The following is a 23,363-nucleotide window of genomic DNA, read 5'->3' as shown; positions in this document are numbered from 1 at the left end:
TGGATTCAGGACAATTATTCTGACTCCTGGACTTCATATGATCTTATGCTAAAAATAACAGGCACAGCACCATTCGACGATAGCTTGATGCTGCTAGCATGCGGCTCCGGTTCATATTCAGATGGAGTTTACAAGGTTAATGTAGATAATGGGCATAGTGAAGTACTATTTTACTGCTATAAACCCGAAACAATTACTAAAATCCAGGACAAATGGTACGTTGGATATAATGGAGGTGTTGCAGCTTCCGATGATGGTTTAAGCTGGAATAATATTTTATTTTTTCATACAGACACTACAGTTATTAAATACTTTATAGATGATAATCATCATTTGGCTCTTTGTTTTGCTCCCGAAGTTAATTTCATATACCATTCTAATGATAACGGAAATACCTGGCAAAAATATGATTCAATACCGCCGGTAAGTGATGCTGAATACGATTTAATGAATCACCGCCTATATATTGCCGGAGGCAATGGCTCATATTCCGATGGCTGTTATGTTTCCGAAGATTTTGGAGCGACCTTCGACAACCTCATTTTTGAACAGGGTATTACTTCTTTAAAAATGGTTACCAATGAGACGCTGGCAATAGGTTATGGTGAAAAAGATACTGATCCTCAGGGAGTTCATTTACTTAATACTTACACCCTTGAAACATATGATAAAACCGGAAACCTACCCTCCACAAATGTTTATAACCTTACAGTGAACCCCATAATTAATTGTATTAATCTGATAGCATGTACTGAAGCAGGTGCTTATTTAAACTGCAACGTCCTGAGTATTGAAGATATTCCATACGATGAGGATATTGCTGTGTATCCGAATCCAATCAAAAATAATCTCACTTTTGAAGGGTCACTATCCTTTTCAGGGACTTTATATTGCAAAATTTATGATTTAAGTGGAAGGCTTGCAACCGAGCAAAAGCGAATGATTAATACACCTGAAAAATTTAGCTGGACTATAGACAATTTGCAAGATATAATTCCAGGTTATTACACAGCCACATTAAGCCATAATGGTTTTACCATTTATAGCCAGTCATTTATTAAAGAAACGAAATAAACTAGTTTTCTGTTTTCTGAAGAATATAACTGAAATAAACATACTTCCCTGATTCAAAGTGGTTGTAAGTTTGGCTCCCCACGGTACCTGCAAAATTCAAAGCCACTTTATGAAGAAAGCCAGGGACCAACCTTTTTACAAGGTTCCGCTTTCTTGAATCATCGAGCGAAAGTGCTGCAAGAACCTCATTATTAATATTTTGCTCCTTTACTATTTGCAACCCGCTTTCAAGAAGATATTTTTTAAAATCATCCATCTCGTAGTCATACCTAAAATCTGTTAAAAGCAAATGACCACCAGGTCTTAAAATACGTGTAGCTTCGCTTAAAAAAGCTTTCATATTTTGATAACGGTGCGAAGACTCCACATTAAGCACCACATCAGATGATGCATCTTCCAGTTTTAAGCTTTGAGCATCTCCCTGGGAAAAAGTTAAATTCCCATCTTTATAATGCGTATTGCAAAAATTCACTGCTCTTTTGTCCAGTTCAATACCCTGTGCTGAAGCTGGCGCATGTGTTTGCTTTACATGAAAAAGTCCCCCTCCTCGTCCACTACCAATTTCCACTACATCAAGCCCTTTCAAATCAATTGCCGTTGCAAGATGATCATACAACTGAATAGAAAAACGATTACCATCATCGTATCCTACTGTATCAGCATTATTCTTATCATTATGGAAACCATAATTCATAAATAAAATTTCAGCCTTACGGTCTACCTTATTCACGTACCAATACCAAATTCTAAATAGATGATCACGTATTTTTAGTTTCATTTTCCCTTTTTAAATTATAAAATAAAAACGGCCATGCGTTGCCTACATACTTGCGCATGGCCGTTAACAAATTTAGGTATTTTTATATACTAAACCATGTAAAACACCTCTTGATTCATTATGGTTATCTAATAAAACATTACAAATGCAGGTTTACACCCGGTCCCAATGGTATATCAAACCAAACCCATATGACCAATAAAATTATCCAGGCTATAAAAAACACAATGGTATATGGAAGCATGGTTGATATAATTGTTCCAATTCCTGCTTTTTTATCATATTTCTGAATAAACGCAATAATAAGCGCAAAGAAACTCATCATTGGTGAAATAATATTGGTTACACTATCACCAATTCTAAATACAACCTGGCTTAACTCCGGGGAATATCCTAAAAACATGAATACCGGAATAAAAATTGGTCCCAACACAGCCCACTTGGCCGATGCACTACCCATAAACATATTGATTGTGGCTGATAGTATCACAAACATAATCAAAAGAGGAATTAAACCCATATCCAGGTGTACAAGGAAATCAGCACCCTTAATGGCGAAAATTAATCCAAGATTACTCCATTTAAAATAGGCTACAAACTGCGCAGCAAAAAACACAAGTACAATGTATGATGCAAGGGTTTTCATGCTATCTGTCATCCCATTTACAATATCCGTATCGCTTTTATATTTACCCACAGTCAGTCCATAAGCGACTCCGGCACCACCAGCCAAAATGAATAACCAGGCAACGACACCTTCAATTACAGGCGAATTCAATATGGTGCCATCATGACCACGTAAAAAACCATTTGAAGGAATTAAACCAACTAATATAACACCAATAATACCTAATGTAACAAGACCAGATATCCGCAAACCTTTTTTCTCTAATTTTGTGAGCGGGTGCAAATCTTCTTCATGCTCACCTTCGTATTTACCTAATCGCGGAACTACAATTCGCTCAGTAACCCACGTACCAGCTGCTGCAATAACAAATGTTGAAGCAATCATAAAGAAATAATTTGCGGTTGGGTTAACCTCATAATTTGGATCAACAATTTGGGCTGCTTCAGTGGAAAGCCCTGCCAAAAGGGGATCGATTGTACCAAGAATCAAGTTTGCACTGAATCCACCAGAAACCCCTGCAAAGGCCGCGGCCATACCAGCAACCGGGTGCCGACCAACCGAAAGAAAAATAACGCCGGCAAGAGGTATTAAAAGCACGTAGCCGATATCACTGGCAAAATTTGAAAGTATACCTGAAAATACAAGAATAAAAGTCAATAGTCGTTTGGGAGCACTTAATACCAACTTCCTAATTAACGCACCAATTAATCCACTGCCTTCTGCCATCCCAATACCAAGCATGGCTACCAACACAATACCTAAAGGTGCAAAACTTGTAAAATTCTCAACCATCTCGAGAAGCACACGATGAAACCCCTCTTTTGACAGAAGATTCACCGGTTCAATGGTTTCATCTGTAACCGGATGCACTGCAGTCCAGCCTGTTAAATGCGCCAATAGTGACAGTACCAGTACACTACCTGCCATTGCTGCAAACAGGGTAGCTGGGTGTGGTAGAGCGTTACCAACTTTTTCAACAAAATTTAAAAACGAGAACTTCCTTAGGGCTTTAAACATCTTAATATATTTTTTTCGGTTTTTTTAGCTGCCAAAAATAATGGGATCTTTGAAATATTAAAAGTCCTAAGGCTTAAGTTGATTCAAAAATCCCTAAATCATACATTATCATCATATACAAAATAATAAATATAATTGTTCAGGAAAGGTGTTTTTTTGGCAAAGTAAAAGATACAATCGTACCCCTATCAGGCTTACTTTCAATAGAAAAAGATCCGCAATGCTGGGTTACAAAATCTTTGCAGAGTTGCAAGCCCAAACCTGAGCCTTTTTCCTTTTGTGTACCAGCCGTGGAGTGAAAATTTGAAGCGTGTAAAATTTTATCAATATCTGATTTGTCCATTCCTACGCCCTGATCAAGCACCGATATTTTCACAAAATTGGAATACTCAATCATAGAAATTTTTATTTGACTACGCTCAGGCGAAAACTTAATGGCATTGCTCAATAAATTGCGCACAACAGTAGCAATCATTTGCTCATCAAAATAGGCTTTTATTTCTTTATCAATATCTGCGTTTATCTCAATGTTTTTATTGCGTGCCATGCCTTCAAGACTCCTAATAGCCTGCGATGCGACCGGATTCAGAAGTTGCTTTTTAAAATTTGTGCTCAATTTACCCTCCAGTCTTTTGGCCCACATTAGTAAATTCTCTAAAAGATTAATTGCCGAGTTGATATCGCTGTCCATTAAACTAATTAAGTGATCTTTTCGCTCAGGAGATACTTTTTTTGATTTGAGCAAATTCAGGGAAGTGTGTAGGCTCGACATAGGACTTCTTAAATCATGCCCTATTATTGAGAAGACTTTATCCTTTTTCTGGTTTTCTTCTTCAAGTTTTACCTTGTTCTTTTCTATCAGTCTGTTTTTTTCGACAAGCAAATGATTGAATCTTTTCAAATGCTCAGCCTGTTTGCTTATCTCTTTGTTTTTTTCTTTTACTTCTTGATTCCTATCGCTTAATTGTTTATTAAGACTTGTTTTTTGGCGATATTTCTGATATAATAGAAGGGAAAATATAAATATCAAACCTGCAATAACCAGAATTAAATTTTTAGTTGAGGATGTTCGGGCCAATTTAGTTTTATCAAGCTGTTTTTGTTTTTCAAGTATTTTTATTCGTTGCGCTTTCTGCTCCCCTTCAAATCGGGCCTCCAATGTTTCTAGTCTTTCCGTTTTTTCTTTTTCAGCCAGGGTATCCTTTGCTTTTGCATATTTTTGATGATAGGCATACGCCTTTTTAAAATCACCCTTTCGCTCAAATATCTTGGCAAGGTATTGCAATGCTGGCACTTGCGAAGAAATAACATTAATTTCGCGGGCAATATCAAGGGAGCTTTTAAAATATGCCCGGGCAGTTTCATAATCAGAAAGATTGTAAAAAACCTCCCCCATATTAAAATAAACCCCCGTAAGTTCTCTTTTCTGGCCCAGGTTTTTATAAATATCCAGCGTTTTATAATAATACACCAGGGTACTGTCGTAATTATTCTTATTCTGAAAATCCTGGCCAATATTGTAGTATATCGTACCAAGCAATCGTAAATTTCCAATTCTCTCTGCAATTTCCCTGGCCTTATGTATGGAAGCCCGATGTGCTTGCAAACTATCTAATTGTTCATAAATCAAACTAAGATTCGTCAGAGCTTTGGCCTTACCTAATTCATTCTGCTCATCTTCATATAAAGCAACAGCATTTATTAAATATTCGTATGCCTTTTGGGGTTCATCTAGTTTATTATCGTAAATGAGTGCGATTTTCATATAGTTACTTGCCAGGCCATGTTTATCCTCTATCTTCTTTCTAATCTCAAGAGATTTAATGAAATTTTTCAGGGCTTCTTCTGCCTGTCCCTGCACATAATTAACTACCCCAAGGTTCGAAAATGTGGTGGCCATACCAGTGGAGTCATTTGTTTGCTTATAAATTGATTTGCATTTTAGCCAAACCATTTTGCAGCTATCATATTCCGACAGATTATAATAATTTACTCCTATACTATTGAATCCATCAGCCAGGCCTATTGAATCATTTAGTTTCCTGTAAAATTCAATGGCCTCTTTAATGGTGTCAATTGATTGGCGATAGTTTCCCTGATAACTGATTACCTTCGATTTCGTGAATAAAAAGCGGGCCTTTTGTCTTGTCATCCCTGTTTTATTGGCAATTGCCAAACCCCGATTTAAATAATACAGGGCAGAATCGTAATGTTCACGCTGATAGTATTGGCCCAATTTATGCAATAGTTCTACTTCTACTGAATCTGATTTTGGAGATTGTAGTTCTGCTAATAACTTTGCCGGATGCTTTTGTTGTTGGGCATAAGCACTAGAAAATAGAACAAAAAATACTATGAATAAAAACAGCCTCATAGTTAACGAAATGTTAACGCACAATATAACCGTAAATTATCAGTAAACCAAACTTTTTTTTACTCCTACTGTTTAATAACCTAGTTTTAACGAATCAAACAAGCAAACACATGCGATTATATGCCGGACTTTTTTCTATAGCAATTTTCATTTTTCTTATTGATATTATTTTCTTCCTGATTTTTCTGCGACATACAAAAAACAAAAAGTTATGGTTGGGCATATCATTAGGTTTAGGTGTTTTGTATTCTTCATTCTGGATGTGGCTATTTCTTGCTTCTCCTGAATCATACAGCTATTTGCAAGAGGACAACTATCCGCTGTTTTTTCTTGCTACCTCAATCATGATTATTCTCTATATACCGCGGTTAATAGCCATTATTTTCAGACTAATTCTTTTTCCGGTGCAAATAGCGCATTTATTCAATCGAAGAAAGGCGCATATCATCTCTTTAACTTTAGCTGCGGTATTTTTTATAATCAGTCTGTTTGGCATATTTGTCATCCGCTTTCAATTCCGTGTCATCGAACAAACAATTGAATCACAATATATTCCCCAATCGTTTGATGGATATCGCATAGCCCAAATTTCTGATTTACATTTGGGCACATCTGACCGATTTAAGCACAGTTTCAATAAAATGGTAGACAGAATAAATGAGCTGGATGTAGATGTGGTATTTTTCACGGGAGATATTGTAAATAATTTTGCCACAGAATTAGATGGATGGCAACCCATACTGAATAAAATTAAAAGTAGTGACGGTACCTATGCCATACTTGGCAATCACGATTATGGCGATTACGTTAAATGGGAATCATCGAATGATAAACAGCGAAATTTCAGAGATGTTATAGCATTTTTTGATGATATCAACTGGAAACTGCTTAAAAATGAATATACCTTCCTTACAAGAAGAAGAGACTCGATTATTCTTGCAGGTGTAGAAAACTGGGGGCATCCGCCTTTTCCTCAATATGGTGATTTAAATGAGAGTTTACCAGATACCGTAAATAAACCTGTGCTTTTACTGAGTCATGATCCTTCGCATTGGGATGCTGAAGTAAAAAACCACGAAGCACCAATATTTTTAACCCTTGCAGGTCATACGCATGGATTTCAGTTTGGCATTCGCTCAGAAAGTTTCAACTGGAGCCCTGTAAAACTGCGCTACGATAAATGGGGCGGATTATATCAGCATAAAGATAAGTACCTCTATGTTAATGTGGGTGCCGGCACAATTGGTTTTCCCGGTCGCATTGGTATGCGTCCTGAGATCACACTTATAACATTAAAATCAAAGTAGTGCCAATTTTACCTGTTTTTGAGTATTAAATCACTATTTACAGGAATTGGCTAGCCATTCAGTTTGTCGCGAACAAATTTTGCAGTGTAAGAGTTATTACAATTTGCAAGCTCCTCGGGTGTACCCTCAAATACAAGTTCTCCGCCACCTTCGCCACCTTCTGGACCAAGATCAACTATCCAGTCTGCAGATTTAATAATTTCCGGATTATGTTCAATAACGATTATCGAATGGCCATTTTCAATCAGTGCATTAAAAGCATCAAGTAATTTGCTTATGTCGTGAAAATGCAGGCCTGTTGTAGGCTCGTCGAAAATAAAAACCAATGAATCAGCCGTTTGATCTTTTGCAAGAAATGAAGCGAGTTTCACCCTTTGGCTCTCACCTCCGGAAAGTGTGCTTGAGGATTGTCCGAGTTTCACATACCCAAGCCCTACATCCTGAAGAGGTTGCAATTTTTTAGCTATTTTAACTGCAGCGCCTTTCTTCTCCTGACTAAAAAATGTAATAGCCTCATCAATAGTCATTTCAAGCACATCGAAAATGGATTTCTCTTTGTATTGAACCTCAAGCACCTCATCTTTAAAACGTCTGCCCTTGCACGATTCACAAACCAGCTCCACGTCGGCCATAAACTGCATTTCAACTTTTATAATGCCTTCACCCTGGCACTCATCGCAGCGCCCTCCATCAACGTTAAAAGAAAAATGTGCCGGCTTAAAATTTTGTTGCTTTGCCAGTTGCTGCGCAGCAAAAAGGCTGCGTATTTCATCGTAAGCTTTAAGATAAGTTACCGGGTTACTTCGTGATGATTTACCTATGGGGTTTTGGTCGACAAACTCCACACCTTTATGCAAATGGAAATCGCCGCTCAATTGCCTGTAATCTCCTTTTTCATTGCTATAACCCTGGTATTGTCGCTGCAATGCCGGATACAGGATATTTCGAATGAGCGATGATTTTCCACTTCCGCTTACGCCTGTTATCACAGTTAAAGCTTGCAACTGTATCTGAACATCAATATTTTTAAGGTTGTGATGCCGCGCCCCCTCTATTTTTAAATAATTTCGCCCTGAACGTCTTGTTTGCGGAACGGCTATGGATCGCTTTCCGGTAAGATATTCAGCTGTAAGGCTTTTATCGCTTTTGAGTAAATCTTTTCCATCTCCCTGAAAAACTACTTCTCCACCATGGGTGCCTGCACGCGGACCAATGTCGATTATCTGATCGGCCTGATGCATAAACTCTTCCTCATGCTCTACCACAACAACCGTATTGCCAAGTTTTTTTAACCGGGTAAGCACCCCAATCAGGTTTTGGGTATCGCGCGGATGAAGGCCTATACTGGGCTCATCCAGGATGTACACCGATCCTACCAAACTGCTTCCCAACGAGGTGGCCAGGTTGATGCGCTGCGACTCACCACCGGATAAAGTTGATGATTGCCTGTTAAGGCTTAGATAACCAAGCCCAACGTCATTCAAAAAATTTATACGACTCGTAATCTCCTGCAAGATGCGGGAGCTTACCTTGGTGTCATATTCATTGATTTCCAGGTTATTAAAAAACCGGTCCAACTGCTCTACAGGCATTTGCACCAATTCCTGAATATTTTTACCTGCAATTTTCACATAACCGGCATCTTTACGCAATCTTGAGCCATTACACTCAGGGCAGGTGGTTTTACCACGGTAGCGACTGAGCATTACCCTGTATTGAATTTTATAAGCTTTTTGTTCCAGATACCCAAAAAAGCGATTGAGTCCGGCAAAATACTGGTTTCCTTCCCATAAAAGCACTTTCTGCTCATCATTCAACTCGTAATACGGTCTATGTATTGGAAAATCAAAAAGATGAGCATTCTGTACCAACTGCTCTTTCCACTCTCCCATCTTTTCTCCCTTCCAACAGGCTATGGCATCATCATAAACAGATAAACTTTTATCGGGCACCACCAAATCTGGATCAATACCTATGGTTTGACCGTAACCATCGCACCGGCGACATGCTCCAAGCGGGCTGTTGAAACTAAAGAAATGCTCATTGGGCTCCTGGAAAGTAATCCCGTCCAGCTCGAAACGGTTTGAAAAGTTATGCTTTTCACCATCCTGCTCCATTAGCATTATTGTGCATGAACCATGGCCCTCAAAAAAAGCACTTTCTACAGAATCTGACATGCGACTGATGTTGTCCTCATCAGCTTTAGCTACCACACGGTCCAGCACAAGATAAACATCGTCACACTTTTTTAAAGCCTCAACATCCTCAATATCAGTCAATCGCAAAACATCATTGGAGCATATAATACGACTGTATCCACGCATCTTAAGGCGCTCAAGTGTATCATCCTCAAATTTCAAGGGAGCTAGAATCATAGCTTTTTCATCCTGCGCTGTATTGATCAAAAAATCAATTACATCAGTTACGCTGTCTTTTTTTACCTCTTTACCCGAAACGGGTGAGTAGGTTTTTCCAATTCGGGCAAACAATAATCTCAGATACTCATAAATTTCTGTTGATGTACCTACTGTAGACCTTGGATTACGCGTATTGACCTTTTGTTCAATGGCTATTGCCGGGGGTATACCGCGAATATAGTCTACCTCGGGTTTATTAATGCGGCCCATAAACTGCCGTGCATACGAAGATAAACTTTCCACATACCGGCGCTGGCCCTCTGCATAAAGCGTATCAAATGCTAAACTTGATTTACCTGAACCAGATACGCCTGTTATGACAATAAACTGGTCTCGAGGTATTTTTACACTAATGCCTTTTAGGTTATGCACACGTGCATTGGCTATATCGATATAACTATTTTGTGCTTTTTTCATGTATAAAATCTATTCTTTTTTTTGAAAATGTGGAAGTTATACGATTTCCACTCTTCCATTTCCGCCGAAAAGATTTCGACGGACAAAAATACGTCCGATTTGTTCTTTATAAAAGAAATTGTCGACTAAATGCAAAATTAGCCAAACGCAATTTTAATGCCCGTATTAATAAATAGGCTTTTTACATATACTTTTATTAAGATAAATTTTCACGAAAACACATTAAAAGTACTTGAAAGGATGCTATTTTTACACTAAAAGTGAAATTTCATTGATAAAATGGCCAACTTTTTGCTTGATATAAGCGTAAAAACAATATAAAATTTGGTTTTTATCATACGATAACTATTTTTGTAACCATAACCTCTAAAAAATTAATGCCTATAGAAAGAAATCTACTCTGACTAATCAAAAAGGTAAGCTTATGAGAGCCGAACAAAAGAGTGATTTCGACCTCGTACAAGAATTCATTGATGGAAAAGATTCCAGCATTGAGGTACTAATCAACAGGCACAAAGACCGCGTTTTTACTTATATTCTTTTGCTCGTCAAAAACGAAGAGTTGGCAGAAGATATTTTCCAGGACACTTTTGTTAAAGTGATCAATTCACTACGCCAGAAAAAATACAAAGATGAGGGACGCTTTGTAAGCTGGGTTTTAAGAATAGGACATAATCTTGTAATCGATCATTTTCGTAAAGAAAAGAATCTGCGCACAGTATCAAACGATGACGGTGAGGTAGATCTCTTGAATTCCACAAAATTTGCCGATCTTACAATAGAAGAAGAGTTGGCAAAAAAGCAGGTTCACGGAAACGTAAGAGAACTTGTGGAACAATTACCATTTGAGCAAAGACAAGTGGTAGTAATGCGCCATTACATGGGCATGAGCTTTAAAGAGATCTCGCAGCACACCAATGTTTCAATCAATACTGCATTAGGTCGAATGCGATACGCACTGATTAATATGCGAAAAATGATTTTGGATCAGGAACATGCATTTTCCCTCTCCTGATATTTTTTTACAGAAAATAAAATATTTTATAAAAGGCTGCGTTTTTGTATCAGAACATTAAACTGATATGAAAATGCCTATGGAAAAATCATTTACGCCAAATAGTGACCCGGAGCACTTTAATGAACTCCTGGGAAAGAGAAATCTAAGAACTGCCTCTCCCCATCTGGTAAGCAATATCATGGCTTATGTAAGATGTACCAGAAATGAGAAAACCAGTATGCTGGGAGATTTGAAATTATTTCTGAATTAATTCAGACAAAAAAGCATTTCAAAGAGGTTTCATGTTAACATGAAGCCTCTTTTTTATTCAACAGCATGCCATTCCTGAGTGGCATAAAACCAACCAATATATCCTCTTACTTTAAGAATATCTCCTTCCCGCCATATGCGACAATCATAGACTTTATTGCGCCCCGGATCAATTATAGCATCGTCTGCATACCATCCGTCATCATCTTTCTCTAGGCCCCGAATAATTTGTAAGCCCAGAATTGGCTTTTCTGCCCATGGCTCCGGACAATCGTCGCAACGCAACGCTTCAGGGTTCTCCTTGTTGAGTACTTTCACAATTTTACCATATACCTTAGTACCCTCTTTATATATTTCAACGATAGACTTGGCTTTCCCGGTTTCATGATCAATGGTTTTCCATACACCGGTTACAGGCTGAGCTGCTAAAAAACCGGTCATTGATACAAATAAAATTATTAAAAAACGTTTCTTCATACTAAAACATTTATGCATTATTTTCAGATTACATTCAAATATATTATCTGACAATTTAAAACTAAATATGCATACAATAATGCACAATTTTTGTTGCAATTTACTGCGATTAATATTTTCATGAACTACGTTATAACCGATATCGAAACAACCGGAGGCAATGCCCGGAGAGAGAAAATAACTGAAATTGCCATATATAAATTTAACGGCAATGAAATAGTCGATGAGCTCACCACGCTGGTGAACCCCGAGCGACATATTCCACAACAAATTCAGCAACTCACAGGAATTACAAATGATATGGTAGCTGATGCGCCACGCTTTTATGAAATAGCCAAAAGAGTTGTAGAAATTACAAGGGATTGCGTTTTTGTAGCACACAATGCAGCTTTTGATTACAATTTCATACAACATGAATTTAAAGCCCTCGGTTACGAATACCAGCGCGAATACCTCTGTACGGTTAAACTAAGCAGGAAACTCATGCCTGGTCTCCCCTCCTACAGCCTTGGAATACTCGCAGAACACCTGGGATTACAAATAAAAAACCGCCACAGGGCTGCCGGCGATGCATTGGCAACAGTGGAACTGTTCAAACAGCTACTCGACAAACACGATGGTGATGACCTTGCAGATGTAGAATTATCTGAAGTTTTAAAAGGCATTAATGCCAACCTTGACAAACAAACATTGAAAAAACTGCCCGAATGCGCAGGAGTATATTATTTTCTCGATGACCAGGATCTGCCTATTTATATTGGCAAAAGTGTTAATATAAAAAAACGCATTTACTCACATTTTTCCAACAAACGATCGGTACGCGCCATAGAGATGAAATCGCGCATTGCTAAAATCGATTATGAAGTTACAGGTAGTGAACTTATTGCTCTGCTATATGAAGCAGCGGAAGTAAAACATCACATGCCCCACTACAACCGCTTATTACGTCGCTCTGTTTTTACCTGGGGTTTATTCACTTTTACCGATGAAGCCGGATACATAAACCTTACACTCAAAAGAAACAGTGCTAAAAGTGGAGATGCAATCGTACTATTCAACAATAAAAAAGAAGGTGAAAAGTATCTGCATAAACAAATTGAGCATTACGAGCTATGTCAAAAGTTGTGCGGGGTATACAAATCAGACTCAGGCTGTTTTCATCAGCAAATCGGATTGTGTCACGGAGCCTGTATTGGTATGGAATCACCAGCAGATTATAACCGCCGGATGGAATCATTGATAGAGCAAACCAGCATTCCAAACAACTCATATTTTCTGATTGACAAAGGCCGGAGTGCTGCCGAAAAGGCTGTAGTTAAAATAGAGCATGGTGTCTACAAAGGTTTTGGCTTCGCAGAAAAAAACCTCACGGGCAGCATTGAAGATTTACATAATGTAATTAAGCCCTATGACGACAACAAAGATGTGCGTAGTATATTGCGAAGTTTTATTAATCGCAAGCGCTATGAGCAACTCATATATTTTAATGCTTCATAAAACCATTTAGCATGCAGCAACAGGCCTTTTGGTTGTGTTGACCTATGTATACTATTCCGGCCAGGCAATTGTATCTTCGTCTTCAAATACGGGGCCCCACTGAATTTCTGACAATTCATCGTCCTCCAACCAAAAATTCATACTATGATTTTCAGAAAAAACCAATTCCTGCTTTGTATGATCTTCTGTTGCCCACTCTTCAGATTGCAAGTCATCTATACTTAAAGCTTTCAGCTCATTAATCATATCTGGTTTTGAAAGGCCAATAAGTTTTTTTCCCTGAAACTCATAATCTTCTCCGGAAACTGCAATAGAGAAAAGCCTCATATCGTCAATTTCCTCAAAACTTACAGATAATTCTAAACCATCATAATGCCATGATTCAGTGTTGCCTTCATCTTCGGTTTCAGTATGGGTGTCGATCTCATCAGGTTCGCCAAGCAGATTTTTCACATCAGCTTTCAGCATTCCGAATTTAATAGGGTCTAAACCAATACCTGCTTTTATCTCTTTTTCAATTTGTGCCATCTTATTGTATTTTAATTTTTTACAAATTTATAGTTTTCCTTTGCAAATACATGTATTGTATTATATTATTTTATAAACATAATGCGTGTTCAGCAGATACTCAAAATAAAATAACATTGTTTCGTCAAATATCTATGAAACTTTTTCAATTACTTAGCGGAATTCATAAATTTGTGTCCACGCTGAAAAGTGAAATAAAACAAATGAAAACAAAACAAATATATCTTGTTATAGCCTTTCTGATTTTTGGATTATTTGTCCATGCACAAAAAGACGGTTATGAGCATTTAACGAATGTTCCTCCTCCCCATTTTAACAATGCTGAAAATCAGCGTAATTTCAGATTAAACGGAATTTTATTGAGCAAAACCGGCAAACATTTGGTGCTCGATTATGGAAGAGGCAACTCCACCATAGCAATTTTTTCATTTCCCGACTTCAATTTACTCGGACTACATACCCTCAATAAAGTTGTAGAATTAAGCCAAACCTATTTTACAAATAACGACAGCCTGCTATTTGTAAAAGAGGATCGATATGCACCTGATTATATGATGATTAAGGTTTTTGAAGACAGGCGTAAAAACATCAAATGTGCCAATACACCCAGGGGATGTCCCTCACAAGCAGCAGGACTTGCAAAAATACGCACCTATACTCCTGATCAGAAATATCTTTTGGAACGCTCCAGAAAAAACAAATCGATACTTGAAGTATATAAACGCGTAGACTAAAATTTTAAGTTCTTGCCTGTGGGCGCTTTTTCATTGAATAGAGCATAATACCAATTCCAATAAGCAAGGTTAATACACCTATCATAAAAGTATAGAAATATCCTGTAAGCTCATAAACAAAAACACCGGCCAAAGGTGCAAATAGCGCCCTGAATCCTGTCAGTGATAAATGTATTGACTGGTAATCCCCCGCATCCTCGCTCCTTGCAAAATATGCAGAGCCGATATTCCACAGCAGGGCCATGGTGGCTGCAAAAACACCATAAAACAGATAGGCTATACCAACAGAAAAATAAAATTTAATTTTACCCAACATCAGCCAATCATCCCAAAAATAGGTTATTCCCAAAAATGCTATGAACAACATCAACGAACCAAAAGTGTAAATAGCAAATTGCCTTGGGTCCACCTTCCCGATAAGTTTACCAAAAAAGGGCAACAGTAATATAGCCAAAACATTATAAGCATTCTTATAAGTAGCTATACTCGTATAGTTTAAGTGTAGTTCTCGTTCGAAAAAAATGGTTAATACTGCAGCACTTGTCATAAATGCAAAACCGTAAAACATAAAGCCAATTTCAAAATCACGGTAAGGCTTATTTGTAATGATAATTCTTTTCATACGCACAAGCGACCCTTTGATAGAACTCCAGAATCCCTGCACAAAACTAACCTCCTGCGGAGTATAATCAATACGTGTCAACAAAAAAATGGATGCAATACCCAGTAACCCAAGAACAGGGTAAATCCATCTGAATATATAAGGATCATAATCGAGCCAAATACCAAAACCGAATGTGGCTACAAGCATCACAATTTTGTTTATTGAGGTAGCGTAGCTATAAAACTTACCGAAATGTTTGTGCTGATAGCTACCTTTTAGCAACAAATTAATTGTGGGGAAAACTATTGGATTGGCCAGGAAATAAATCAGAAATACAAAAAGAAAGATATAATGGTAAATGGGATGTAAGCCTTGAGATGCAGAAGGGAAAAAGGCAAATGCCAGTAATGGGAGTCGCGTTATTATCGCAATACCATTCAGCATTTTACGTTTCCTGACGGTCCTGCGCAGGAATTCATTCATGAACACTGACAAAATGAGTACGATGTGCTGAAACTGCAGCAAAAACCCAATTTGGTAGTTACTGCCATCAAGGCTTTTTATCAGCACAAACTCATTCAGAATCAGCACACCCCTAATCAATCCTTCAATAAAAGAATAAGAGAGATGCAGTCCAAATACTTTCTTCTCTCCGGATGTAAGTTTTTGTATCATGCTTAATAAATAAGCCGCAAATATAGCAATTTAACCACACAGTCTGTCCATGTAGTAATTTGGAGATATTTCCTAAGTAGTTTAAATAAAAAAAATCAAAAATTCGGTAAAAATACTGTTATATGATTGTAAAGACTTTTTTAAAAAAAAGAGAAACTCGCTGTTAACGAATTTCTCACTATTACAATCTGTTTGTTTAATTATTTTTCAGAAACCAGTGCCGAATTTACAAAATATTCATTACAAGGTTTGTGTTACTTCTTTAGCCATTAAATATCGATCATTCACGGTTTCCCAATTCACAATTTGCCAAAAATTTGAGATATATTCCGTTCTTTTATTCTTATATTCAAGGTAATATGCATGTTCCCACACATCAAGATTTAATAAAGGTATTCCCTGAACTTTAGCATCGGGCATCAATGGGTTATTCTGATTAGCTGATTGAGTAATAGCCAATTTACCATTAGATTTCAGTACTAACCATGCCCAACCGCTACCAAATTGAGTAGCAGCAGCTTTTTCAAATTGCTCCATGAAGGCTTCTTTGGTTTGAAACTCATTCACAATTGCATCAGCTACCTCACCTTTGAACTCAGAACCACCTGGTGTAAGAAACGTCCAAAATAGGTTATGATTATAAAATCCACCACTGTTGTTCCTCACAAAATCAGGATATTTAGTGATTTCAGTAAACACTTTAACCACAGGCATTTCTTGCAGACCATTGTCTTCAAAAGCCTTGTTGGTTTTTTTTGTATATCCATTGTGGTGCTTACTGTGGTGTGTTTCCATTGTAACAGCATCAATTATGGGTTCCAATGCATCGTATTCATAATCCAACTCTGGTAATTCAAATGGGTAAACCCATGCATACTCCGGAAGTTTTTCAATGAAATTTACCATCTCACCCTTAGGCTCATCTATTTTCTTTTGAACCTCTTTTACTTCCTCTTTAACAGTAGTCTGATTACATGATAAAAAAGCAATTGCCAAAAATAGTATTCCAAAAATTTTCATTGTCTTAAATTTTAACGTTTTACATTATTTATTATATCTGACAATGTAAAGTCATAATTGTTTCATTTGGGGATAGATTTAGCCCTACCATAACAAGTAAAAATACGTATAACATCATATTCATTTATGATATATATTCGCTAATAAACTGAAATATTGTCAAAACAACATCTTAAAGAATACACTATGAAGTGGAAGAATCTCAAACTTGGAAGAAAATTTTTTGTAGCATTTGGTATTGTATTATTATTGCTTGCTGTTGTTGCTTTTTGGGCAATTAATGGTATAGGCGGTATTGTTTCAAATGCAGGAGAAGTAATTGAAGGAAACAAGTTGCGCACAGAAATGAATGAAAAATATGTGCAACACCTTCAATGGGCTGGCGATGTAGCCCAGTTATTAACGGATGATAATGTAACTGAACTTCATGTGCAAACTGATGACCACCAATGTGCCTTTGGTAAATGGTACTATGGAGAAGGCAGAAAACATGCCGAGGAACTGGCACCTGAGCTCAAGCCAATTTTTGATCAGTTTGAGGAGCCGCACAAAGCTTTACATAATTCTGCAGTAAAAATTAAGAATGTGTTCCAACAAGCAAGCACCAAACTTAGTGCAAAGCTAAGACAAACTAAATCAGATCATCTTAATTGGGCACATAAATTAAAAGATTATATAATTGAAGGGGAAGCTGTAAGCTCCGTCAAAGTAGTAAAAAACCATGAAATATGCAAGTTCGGCAAATGGTATTACAGTGACGAGATGGATCAATTCAAGCAAAACCACCCGGGTTTTGCCTCAATTGCTCGTAAGGTGGAAAAACCTCATGAATTATTACATAATAGTGTATATGAATTTGAAAAATATATTAAAAATGGCCAGTTTAATCAGGCTAGTAAATATTATTCTAATGTAATTGAACCACTAGCAAGTGAAGTTTTAGAACTAATTGACGAGATGATAGCCTGGAACTATGAGCGATTGGCTGGAATGCAAAAAGCCAACCGCATTTACGTGCAGGAAACAGAAGTGCACCTGGATGAAATGGGCACCCTTTTCACGAGAGTAATTAATGAATCGGAAAACTACCTGATGACTGATGAAGTAATGCTGCAAGAAGCATCGCAAACACGCTCAGGCGTAATTGTTTTTAGTATTCTGGCTCTAATTGCAGGTATAGTTTTAGCTACAATAATTGCACTTGGAATTATCAGGCCCATTAATAAAGGTGTTGTGTTTGCTGATAAAATTAGTAAAGGTAATTTGACCGCAGAAATTGATGTGGACCAGGACGATGAAATAGGACAACTGGCGCGTGCTCTTCAAAATATGGCTAACAAACTCAAAGAAATTGTGGACAACATTATGCTCGGGGCAGAGAATATTGCATCGGCCAGCCAGCAAATGAGTTCAAGCTCGCAGGAAATGTCTCAAGGCGCCAGCGAACAAGCATCATCTGCCGAAGAGGTTTCGTCATCCATGGAAGAAATGGCCTCAAATATTCAGCAAAATACAGACAATGCCAACGAAACAGAAAAAATATCGCTGAAAGCTTCTGAAGATATCAATGAAGGTAATAAAGCCGTGAGCAATACAGTTGTTTCGATGCGCGATATTGCTGACAAAATTGGCATTATAAGTGAAATTGCCCGTCAGACAAACATACTTGCGCTTAATGCTGCTGTAGAAGCTGCCCGGGCAGGAGAACATGGAAAAGGCTTTGCAGTGGTTGCCGAAGAAGTCAGAAAACTCGCTGCAAGAAGTCAGGAGGCAGCCAAGGATATAGAAGAAACCAGTAAATCGTCGGTTGATATTGCCGAAAAATCAGGCAAAATGCTTGAACAAATTGTACCTGATATACAAAAAACTGCAAAACTCGTACAGGAAATTACGGCTGCCAATAATGAAATGACTGGCGGTGCCGGTCAGGTGAACAACGCCATTCAGCAACTGAACCAGGTAACACAACAAAATGCTGCAGCTTCTGAAGAGTTGGCTACAAGTAGCGAAGAGCTATCGAGCCAGGCAGATGAGCTTAAAAACGAGGTTGCATATTTCGATACAGGTAAAAAAGTCTCTGTAAAGAGAAAAATAAATAAACAGAAAACAGCCAAAAAGCCTGCAAATACTCAAAATAAAACACAAGACTCCCGGAAAACTGATAATAAACCAAAACCAGACAACCACGGTACGGGGTTCGACTTAAAACTTGACGACGATAACGAATTTGAAAATTTTTAGTAACAAAATAGGCCGGTTCTCCCGGCCTATTTTATTTAGATCCACCTTACAAGATTAAGTTCTGTTTTATATTTTAACAGATCATTCCTGGGATATATTCGCAATCCGTAATCATAAAGCCCAGGATCTTCTAACTCCAAATCTATTGAATAAAAATGCAATCCGTCAGATGTTTTGTCATATTGGAGCGTATAGACTTCTTCTGCCTCAGTCATTTGTCCGGCATGTTCTGAGAGCACCATATCCAAACCTATTTCGTTCGGATCAAGGTTTTTAAAGCCCAACACTATTTCTCCGTGATATTGATTCCCTGACTTGTAATCATGTTTTGATGTATCAGGAAAATCAACACTTACCACTTCTATCTCTTCCCAGTGTTCATAAATATGCTGCTTCCAAAGGGCAATATCTGTGGCCTTTTTGAAATTATCTTTATAAATCTCTTTACCATATCTCATTAAAGGTTCGTAATATCGCTCGATGTAGTCATGTAACATCCGATGGGTTGTAAACTCAGGGGCCACGTGCGCAATATTGTTTTTGATGTACCGAATCCAATTGGTTGGGATATTGTTATTTTCTCGTTTGTAAAACAGGGGTACAATCTCATTTTCGAGCATTGCGTAAATATTGACCGCATCAAGTTCATTTTGGTACTCCTGATTTTCGTAAATACGTTCTTCCTGGAGTGCCCAACCCGCCTCGGGTTGATAGCCTTCGCGCCACCATCCGTCCAACACACTAAAATTCATTACGCCGTTCAAAGTAGCTTTTTGGCCGCTCGTACCTGAAGCCTCCAATGGACGGGTTGGCGTATTAAGCCAGATATCCACGCCTTTTACAAGTCGTTTGGCCAACTGAATGTCGTAGTTTTCAATGAAAATAATCTTTCCAACAAACTCCGGGCGCTGCGATATTTCAATGATGTGCTTAATCAAATCCTGCCCTGCCTGGTCTTTTGGATGTGCTTTACCGGCAAAAACAAATTGAACGGGCATCTCTTCGTTATTCACAATTCTACTCAACCGATCCAGGTCGGTAAAAAGCAAATGAGCTCGTTTATAGGTAGCAAAACGACGTGCAAAACCAATGGTAAGGGTGTTTTCATCTATTGTATTCAATACATCCATAATCCGTCTGGGATTATCGTTCCGTTTCACCCAATTATCCTCGTAACGCTCTTTTATGTATGTAACGAGCTTTTTACGCAGTAACGTTCTGATGCTCCATATCTCATCATCGGGCACATCATATATGCGTTTCCATAAATCTCTCTGGTGAACTTTATTGCAAAACTCCTCGTCAAAGTAATCATTGTGAAGTTTTTTCCACTCTTTGGCTGTCCAGGTAGGATAATGCACTCCATTGGTTACATGCCCAATGTGCGATTCATTGGCAAAATACCCTTTGTATAAGCTTTGAAACATTTCGCGGGACACCTCCCCGTGTAATTCCGAAACCCCGTTCATTTCTTTACACGTATTGGCTGCAAGCACACTCATTGAGAAAGGTTCTTCAGGATCCATTGGGTTCATTCTGCCAATTTGCATCAGGTTTTCCCAACTTATACCAATTCGTTCGGGCATGTGCCTCAAGTATACACGCAATAAATCTTCATTGAAAACATCGTGACCAGCAGGCACTGGTGTATGCGTGGTAAAAAGTGAGGTATTTCGCACCACCTCCTGGGCTTCATCAAAAGTTAATTTTTCTTCCTGAACAAGGGTACCAATACGCTCCAGATTGATGAATGCTGCATGACCTTCATTCAAATGGTATATGTCAATGTTATATCCAAGATGCTTAAGTAAACGTATTCCGCCAAAGCCCAGTACAATTTCCTGTTTTAACCTGTTTTCCCAATCTCCACCGTACAATTGGTGCGTAATATCGCGATCCTCAGCAGCATTAAAGTCATTATCGGCATCGAGCAAATAGAGTGGATTCCTGCCAACCATCAATACCCAGACCTTCAGATAAACAGAACGGCCAGGGAAACTCACAACGACCAATACCGGATTACCAAATTCATCTTTGAGTGCCGTAACCGGTAAATCATTGAAATTATGTGGTTCAAGTATGGTTTGTTGTTCGCCTTTTATGGTCAATTGCTGTTTAAAATAACCGTAACGATACAAGAAACCCACCGAAATCATATTTAGCCTGTTGTCTGAGGCTTCTTTCAGATAGTCACCGGCAAGAATACCCAAGCCACCGGAATAAATTCTTATGTTATCGTTGAATCCGTACTCCATGCTGAAATAGGCAATGGTTTTATCCTGATGGCTTTCTGCGCTTATATATTTTTTGTATTCATTGCTTATTTGCTCGTACCGTTCCATAAAGTCAGCATCTTCGATTAAGACGTTTAGCGTATCTTTTGAGATTTTATTCAGAAGTGCAATTGGGTTACGATCGGTTTTATACCATAAATCCTCATCCATAGACTTGAAAAGCTGAATTGCCTCAAAGTTCCAGGTCCACCACAAATTTTGCGATATATCGGCAAGCATACGCAACTCATTAGGCAAACTACTCTGAATAAGCATCTTGCTCCACCGTGGTTCATTATTAATTTTGTCGCTGTATACTTGAGGTCTTTTTGCTTTAACTTTCGGGCGATGTTTTTTATGTCGTTCTGTAGTTTTTCCATTCGCCTGATGGTAAGCTTCGTCGTATTTAACCAATAAGTTTTTCCAAAGTGCTGCTTTTGCAATTTCTTTAGCTGCTTTTCGTGCCTGAAGTACCTGTTCATCAGTAAAATTCAGAAAGCGCACAATATCATTTATAATTTGTTCGGCTACTTCAGTATCATTATCATCGTTTCTTTCTATCACACTTGCGCCGGTGCCAATATTTAATTCCTCATTATTGATCCATATTCCAAAACCAGCGAGCGATGTAGTAATGGCCGGAATGCTAAAGGCTAATGATTCGAGCGGCGTATAACCCCATGGTTCGTAATAAGAAGGAAAAATCCCAAGATCGGCTCCAATAAATAAATCGTAATATGGCAGATTAAAAACACCATCAAAACCATTTAAATAGCAAGGCGCAAAGAGTGGAAAAAGGTTTTCGTTTTCATATACCTTATCCTGTTCCATTGCTTTTACAATGGGGTCGGCATCGCGATTATGTAATACATGCGTTAAATAAGGCTTTTCAAACCCCGGGTGTTCATTATCATTCAGGGCTTTTTGCAATTCATTTCTCACCCCGCCATGGCTGGCCGGAATTAATATCAAAGGTATCACGGGGCGTTTAACTTTTTCTGTATCCAAACGGCTGAATGCCTCCAGGAAAAGGTCAATTCCCTTATTCCGCCATTCGTAACGGCCACTAATCACTGCAATAAGTGCATTATCGCTGATTTCTGTCCCGTATAATGTTTCAATGACGTTGAGTAGGTTTTTCCGGGCCCTTTTTCTTTTATCATCAAATTGCTTCTCGTCCGGAACAATTCCCATATCGAAACCATTGGGTGTAATGATATCTGGTTCTTTTTGCAAGAAATGCTTGCATTCATTAGCAGTAATTTCGCTAACTGTAGTAAAACAATCGGCATAATGGGCTGCCTGTTTTTCGAGCGAGTGTTTAGCTACTAACTTATGTTCCTGTGCAAATTTTTCGGCATCGTGAGTTTCTATATCAGCATAAAGAGCAATACCATTGCCTGCCATGGAACGCCCTAATGTAGTGGCATGGGTAGTAAAAACAGTTGCTACGCATGGTACGTTTTTATTGAGGTATAAAACGCCGCTGCCAGTCATCCATTCATGAAAATGAGCTGTAATTTGGTGACGATGTGACAAATAAAAATCTGAGAAATGCTCTATAACTTTTCCAACGGCATATCCAAAAATAGCAGGTTCAATATAATCCCATTGACCAGAAATGGAGTCTACGCCAAAACTCTCCCACAATTCGGCAAGCACCTCGTCTTTTTTGGTCATTAAGGTCGTAAAATCGACTAAAATGACGATTGGCCTGCTTTCAATTTTCCAGCGACCTGTTCGCACCCTAAATCCATCCTGATGTGCTTTATTCAACCACTGTGGAAATAATGTACGGTCCTCTTCAAATTCCGGATTTCCGTCAGAATAGCGCGTAGTATCCGGGCCAATCATAATTAATTTATCGCCCAACTGTTTTTTTAAAAGTGGTGCTTTTGTGGCTATTACGGTGTGTATTCCACCTATTTTATTACATATTTCCCAACTTGTTTCAAACAAGTAATCGGGTCGCTTAAATTGGACCATAGCTTTTTGATTTAATTTTTTTCAAAATAAGGATCTCGCAAAAACAACT

General features: G+C 38.1%; 16 protein-coding genes. 7 read left to right on the top strand and 9 right to left on the bottom strand.

The genetic code is table 11. The features are described 5' to 3' along the window. Positions 1-1,074 (top strand): T9SS type A sorting domain-containing protein (locus tag VJ937_RS08280; protein WP_324066428.1); only part of this gene is annotated, 1,074 nt, incomplete at its 5' end. A 1-nt stretch (position 1,075) separates the two neighbouring features. Here VJ937_RS08280 and VJ937_RS08275 read toward each other — a convergent pair. The 3 genes from VJ937_RS08275 to VJ937_RS08265 form a co-directional block, all read right to left on the bottom strand. Continuing rightward, positions 1,076-1,852 (bottom strand): class I SAM-dependent methyltransferase, encoded by a 777-nt coding sequence (locus VJ937_RS08275; protein ID WP_324066427.1) that lies wholly within the window; start codon positions 1,850-1,852, stop codon positions 1,076-1,078. Between the two features lie 139 nt (positions 1,853-1,991). Further along, entirely contained in the window at positions 1,992-3,497 is a 1,506-nt protein-coding gene (locus VJ937_RS08270) for an AbgT family transporter (protein ID WP_324066426.1), read from the bottom strand. Between the two features lie 139 nt (positions 3,498-3,636). Further along, a complete protein-coding gene (locus tag VJ937_RS08265; protein WP_324066425.1) occupies positions 3,637-5,871 on the bottom strand; it encodes a tetratricopeptide repeat-containing sensor histidine kinase in 2,235 nt (744 codons plus the stop codon). Between the two features lie 110 nt (positions 5,872-5,981). Here VJ937_RS08265 and VJ937_RS08260 point away from each other — a divergent pair, with 110 nt between their 5' ends. Continuing rightward, the gene (locus VJ937_RS08260) at positions 5,982-7,178 is read left to right on the top strand and encodes a metallophosphoesterase (RefSeq protein ID WP_324066424.1); all 1,197 of its coding nucleotides are present in this window, start codon (positions 5,982-5,984) and stop codon (positions 7,176-7,178) included. Between the two features lie 50 nt (positions 7,179-7,228). Here VJ937_RS08260 and uvrA read toward each other — a convergent pair whose 3' ends face one another. Next, positions 7,229-10,012, bottom strand: coding sequence for an excinuclease ABC subunit UvrA (gene uvrA / locus VJ937_RS08255; protein WP_324066423.1), 2,784 nt, complete (start codon positions 10,010-10,012; stop codon positions 7,229-7,231). A 424-nt stretch (positions 10,013-10,436) separates the two neighbouring features. Between uvrA and VJ937_RS08250 the strand changes: the two genes are divergently transcribed. Beyond that, positions 10,437-11,027, top strand: a complete 591-nt coding sequence (locus tag VJ937_RS08250; protein WP_324066422.1) for an RNA polymerase sigma factor — start codon at positions 10,437-10,439, stop codon at positions 11,025-11,027. A gap of 79 nt (positions 11,028-11,106) precedes the next feature. Next, positions 11,107-11,280 carry a hypothetical protein gene (locus VJ937_RS08245; protein ID WP_324066421.1) on the top strand — a complete coding sequence of 58 codons (174 nt, stop codon included), beginning with the start codon at positions 11,107-11,109 and terminating at the stop codon, positions 11,278-11,280. A gap of 53 nt (positions 11,281-11,333) precedes the next feature. Here VJ937_RS08245 and VJ937_RS08240 read toward each other — a convergent pair whose 3' ends face one another. Then, on the bottom strand, positions 11,334-11,756 hold the full coding sequence (locus VJ937_RS08240; protein ID WP_324066420.1) for a DUF2147 domain-containing protein: 423 nt from the start codon (positions 11,754-11,756) through the stop codon (positions 11,334-11,336). 120 nt (positions 11,757-11,876) lie between these two features. Between VJ937_RS08240 and VJ937_RS08235 the strand changes: the two genes are divergently transcribed. Continuing rightward, positions 11,877-13,253 (top strand): exonuclease domain-containing protein, encoded by a 1,377-nt coding sequence (locus VJ937_RS08235; protein WP_324066419.1) that lies wholly within the window; start codon positions 11,877-11,879, stop codon positions 13,251-13,253. Positions 13,254-13,304: 51 nt separating this feature from the next. Here VJ937_RS08235 and VJ937_RS08230 read toward each other — a convergent pair whose 3' ends face one another. Further along, positions 13,305-13,781, bottom strand: coding sequence for a hypothetical protein (locus tag VJ937_RS08230; protein ID WP_324066418.1), 477 nt, complete (start codon positions 13,779-13,781; stop codon positions 13,305-13,307). A 203-nt stretch (positions 13,782-13,984) separates the two neighbouring features. On the opposite strand from VJ937_RS08230, the gene VJ937_RS08225 reads away from it, so the two are divergent. Next, positions 13,985-14,515: a hypothetical protein gene (locus VJ937_RS08225; protein ID WP_324066417.1), complete on the top strand. Its 531-nt coding sequence runs from the start codon at positions 13,985-13,987 to the stop codon at positions 14,513-14,515. Between the two features lie 4 nt (positions 14,516-14,519). Here VJ937_RS08225 and VJ937_RS08220 read toward each other — a convergent pair whose 3' ends face one another. Together VJ937_RS08220 and VJ937_RS08215 are read right to left on the bottom strand one after the other, a co-directional pair. Continuing rightward, positions 14,520-15,794, bottom strand: coding sequence for an MFS transporter (locus tag VJ937_RS08220; protein WP_324066416.1), 1,275 nt, complete (start codon positions 15,792-15,794; stop codon positions 14,520-14,522). A gap of 240 nt (positions 15,795-16,034) precedes the next feature. Next, positions 16,035-16,814: a superoxide dismutase gene (locus VJ937_RS08215; protein ID WP_324066415.1), complete on the bottom strand. Its 780-nt coding sequence runs from the start codon at positions 16,812-16,814 to the stop codon at positions 16,035-16,037. 186 nt (positions 16,815-17,000) lie between these two features. On the opposite strand from VJ937_RS08215, the gene VJ937_RS08210 reads away from it, so the two are divergent. Then, positions 17,001-19,055, top strand: a complete 2,055-nt coding sequence (locus tag VJ937_RS08210; RefSeq protein WP_324066414.1) for a methyl-accepting chemotaxis protein — start codon at positions 17,001-17,003, stop codon at positions 19,053-19,055. A 35-nt stretch (positions 19,056-19,090) separates the two neighbouring features. Here VJ937_RS08210 and glgP read toward each other — a convergent pair whose 3' ends face one another. Then, complete coding sequence (gene glgP, locus VJ937_RS08205) at positions 19,091-23,314, bottom strand: alpha-glucan family phosphorylase (protein WP_324066413.1); 4,224 nt, start codon at positions 23,312-23,314, stop codon at positions 19,091-19,093. Positions 23,315-23,363 lie beyond the last annotated feature (49 nt).

This window comes from Salinivirga sp., assembly GCF_035268865.1.
Taxonomy (GTDB): domain Bacteria; phylum Bacteroidota; class Bacteroidia; order Bacteroidales; family Salinivirgaceae; genus Salinivirga.
This window is presented reverse-complemented; position numbering and strand designations above follow the sequence as displayed.

Coding starts and splice junctions, on each gene's coding strand:
- VJ937_RS08245 (WP_324066421.1), top strand. CDS start 11,107: ATGGAAAAATCATTTACGCCAAATAGTGACCCGGAGCACTTTAATGAA.
- VJ937_RS08240 (WP_324066420.1), bottom strand. CDS start 11,756: ATGAAGAAACGTTTTTTAATAATTTTATTTGTATCAATGACCGGTTTT.
- uvrA (WP_324066423.1), bottom strand. CDS start 10,012: ATGAAAAAAGCACAAAATAGTTATATCGATATAGCCAATGCACGTGTG.
- VJ937_RS08270 (WP_324066426.1), bottom strand. CDS start 3,497: ATGTTTAAAGCCCTAAGGAAGTTCTCGTTTTTAAATTTTGTTGAAAAA.
- VJ937_RS08215 (WP_324066415.1), bottom strand. CDS start 16,814: ATGAAAATTTTTGGAATACTATTTTTGGCAATTGCTTTTTTATCATGT.
- VJ937_RS08220 (WP_324066416.1), bottom strand. CDS start 15,794: ATGATACAAAAACTTACATCCGGAGAGAAGAAAGTATTTGGACTGCAT.
- glgP (WP_324066413.1), bottom strand. CDS start 23,314: ATGGTCCAATTTAAGCGACCCGATTACTTGTTTGAAACAAGTTGGGAA.
- VJ937_RS08210 (WP_324066414.1), top strand. CDS start 17,001: ATGAAGTGGAAGAATCTCAAACTTGGAAGAAAATTTTTTGTAGCATTT.
- VJ937_RS08275 (WP_324066427.1), bottom strand. CDS start 1,852: ATGAAACTAAAAATACGTGATCATCTATTTAGAATTTGGTATTGGTAC.
- VJ937_RS08225 (WP_324066417.1), top strand. CDS start 13,985: ATGAAAACAAAACAAATATATCTTGTTATAGCCTTTCTGATTTTTGGA.
- VJ937_RS08230 (WP_324066418.1), bottom strand. CDS start 13,781: ATGGCACAAATTGAAAAAGAGATAAAAGCAGGTATTGGTTTAGACCCT.
- VJ937_RS08250 (WP_324066422.1), top strand. CDS start 10,437: ATGAGAGCCGAACAAAAGAGTGATTTCGACCTCGTACAAGAATTCATT.
- VJ937_RS08260 (WP_324066424.1), top strand. CDS start 5,982: ATGCGATTATATGCCGGACTTTTTTCTATAGCAATTTTCATTTTTCTT.
- VJ937_RS08265 (WP_324066425.1), bottom strand. CDS start 5,871: ATGAGGCTGTTTTTATTCATAGTATTTTTTGTTCTATTTTCTAGTGCT.
- VJ937_RS08235 (WP_324066419.1), top strand. CDS start 11,877: ATGAACTACGTTATAACCGATATCGAAACAACCGGAGGCAATGCCCGG.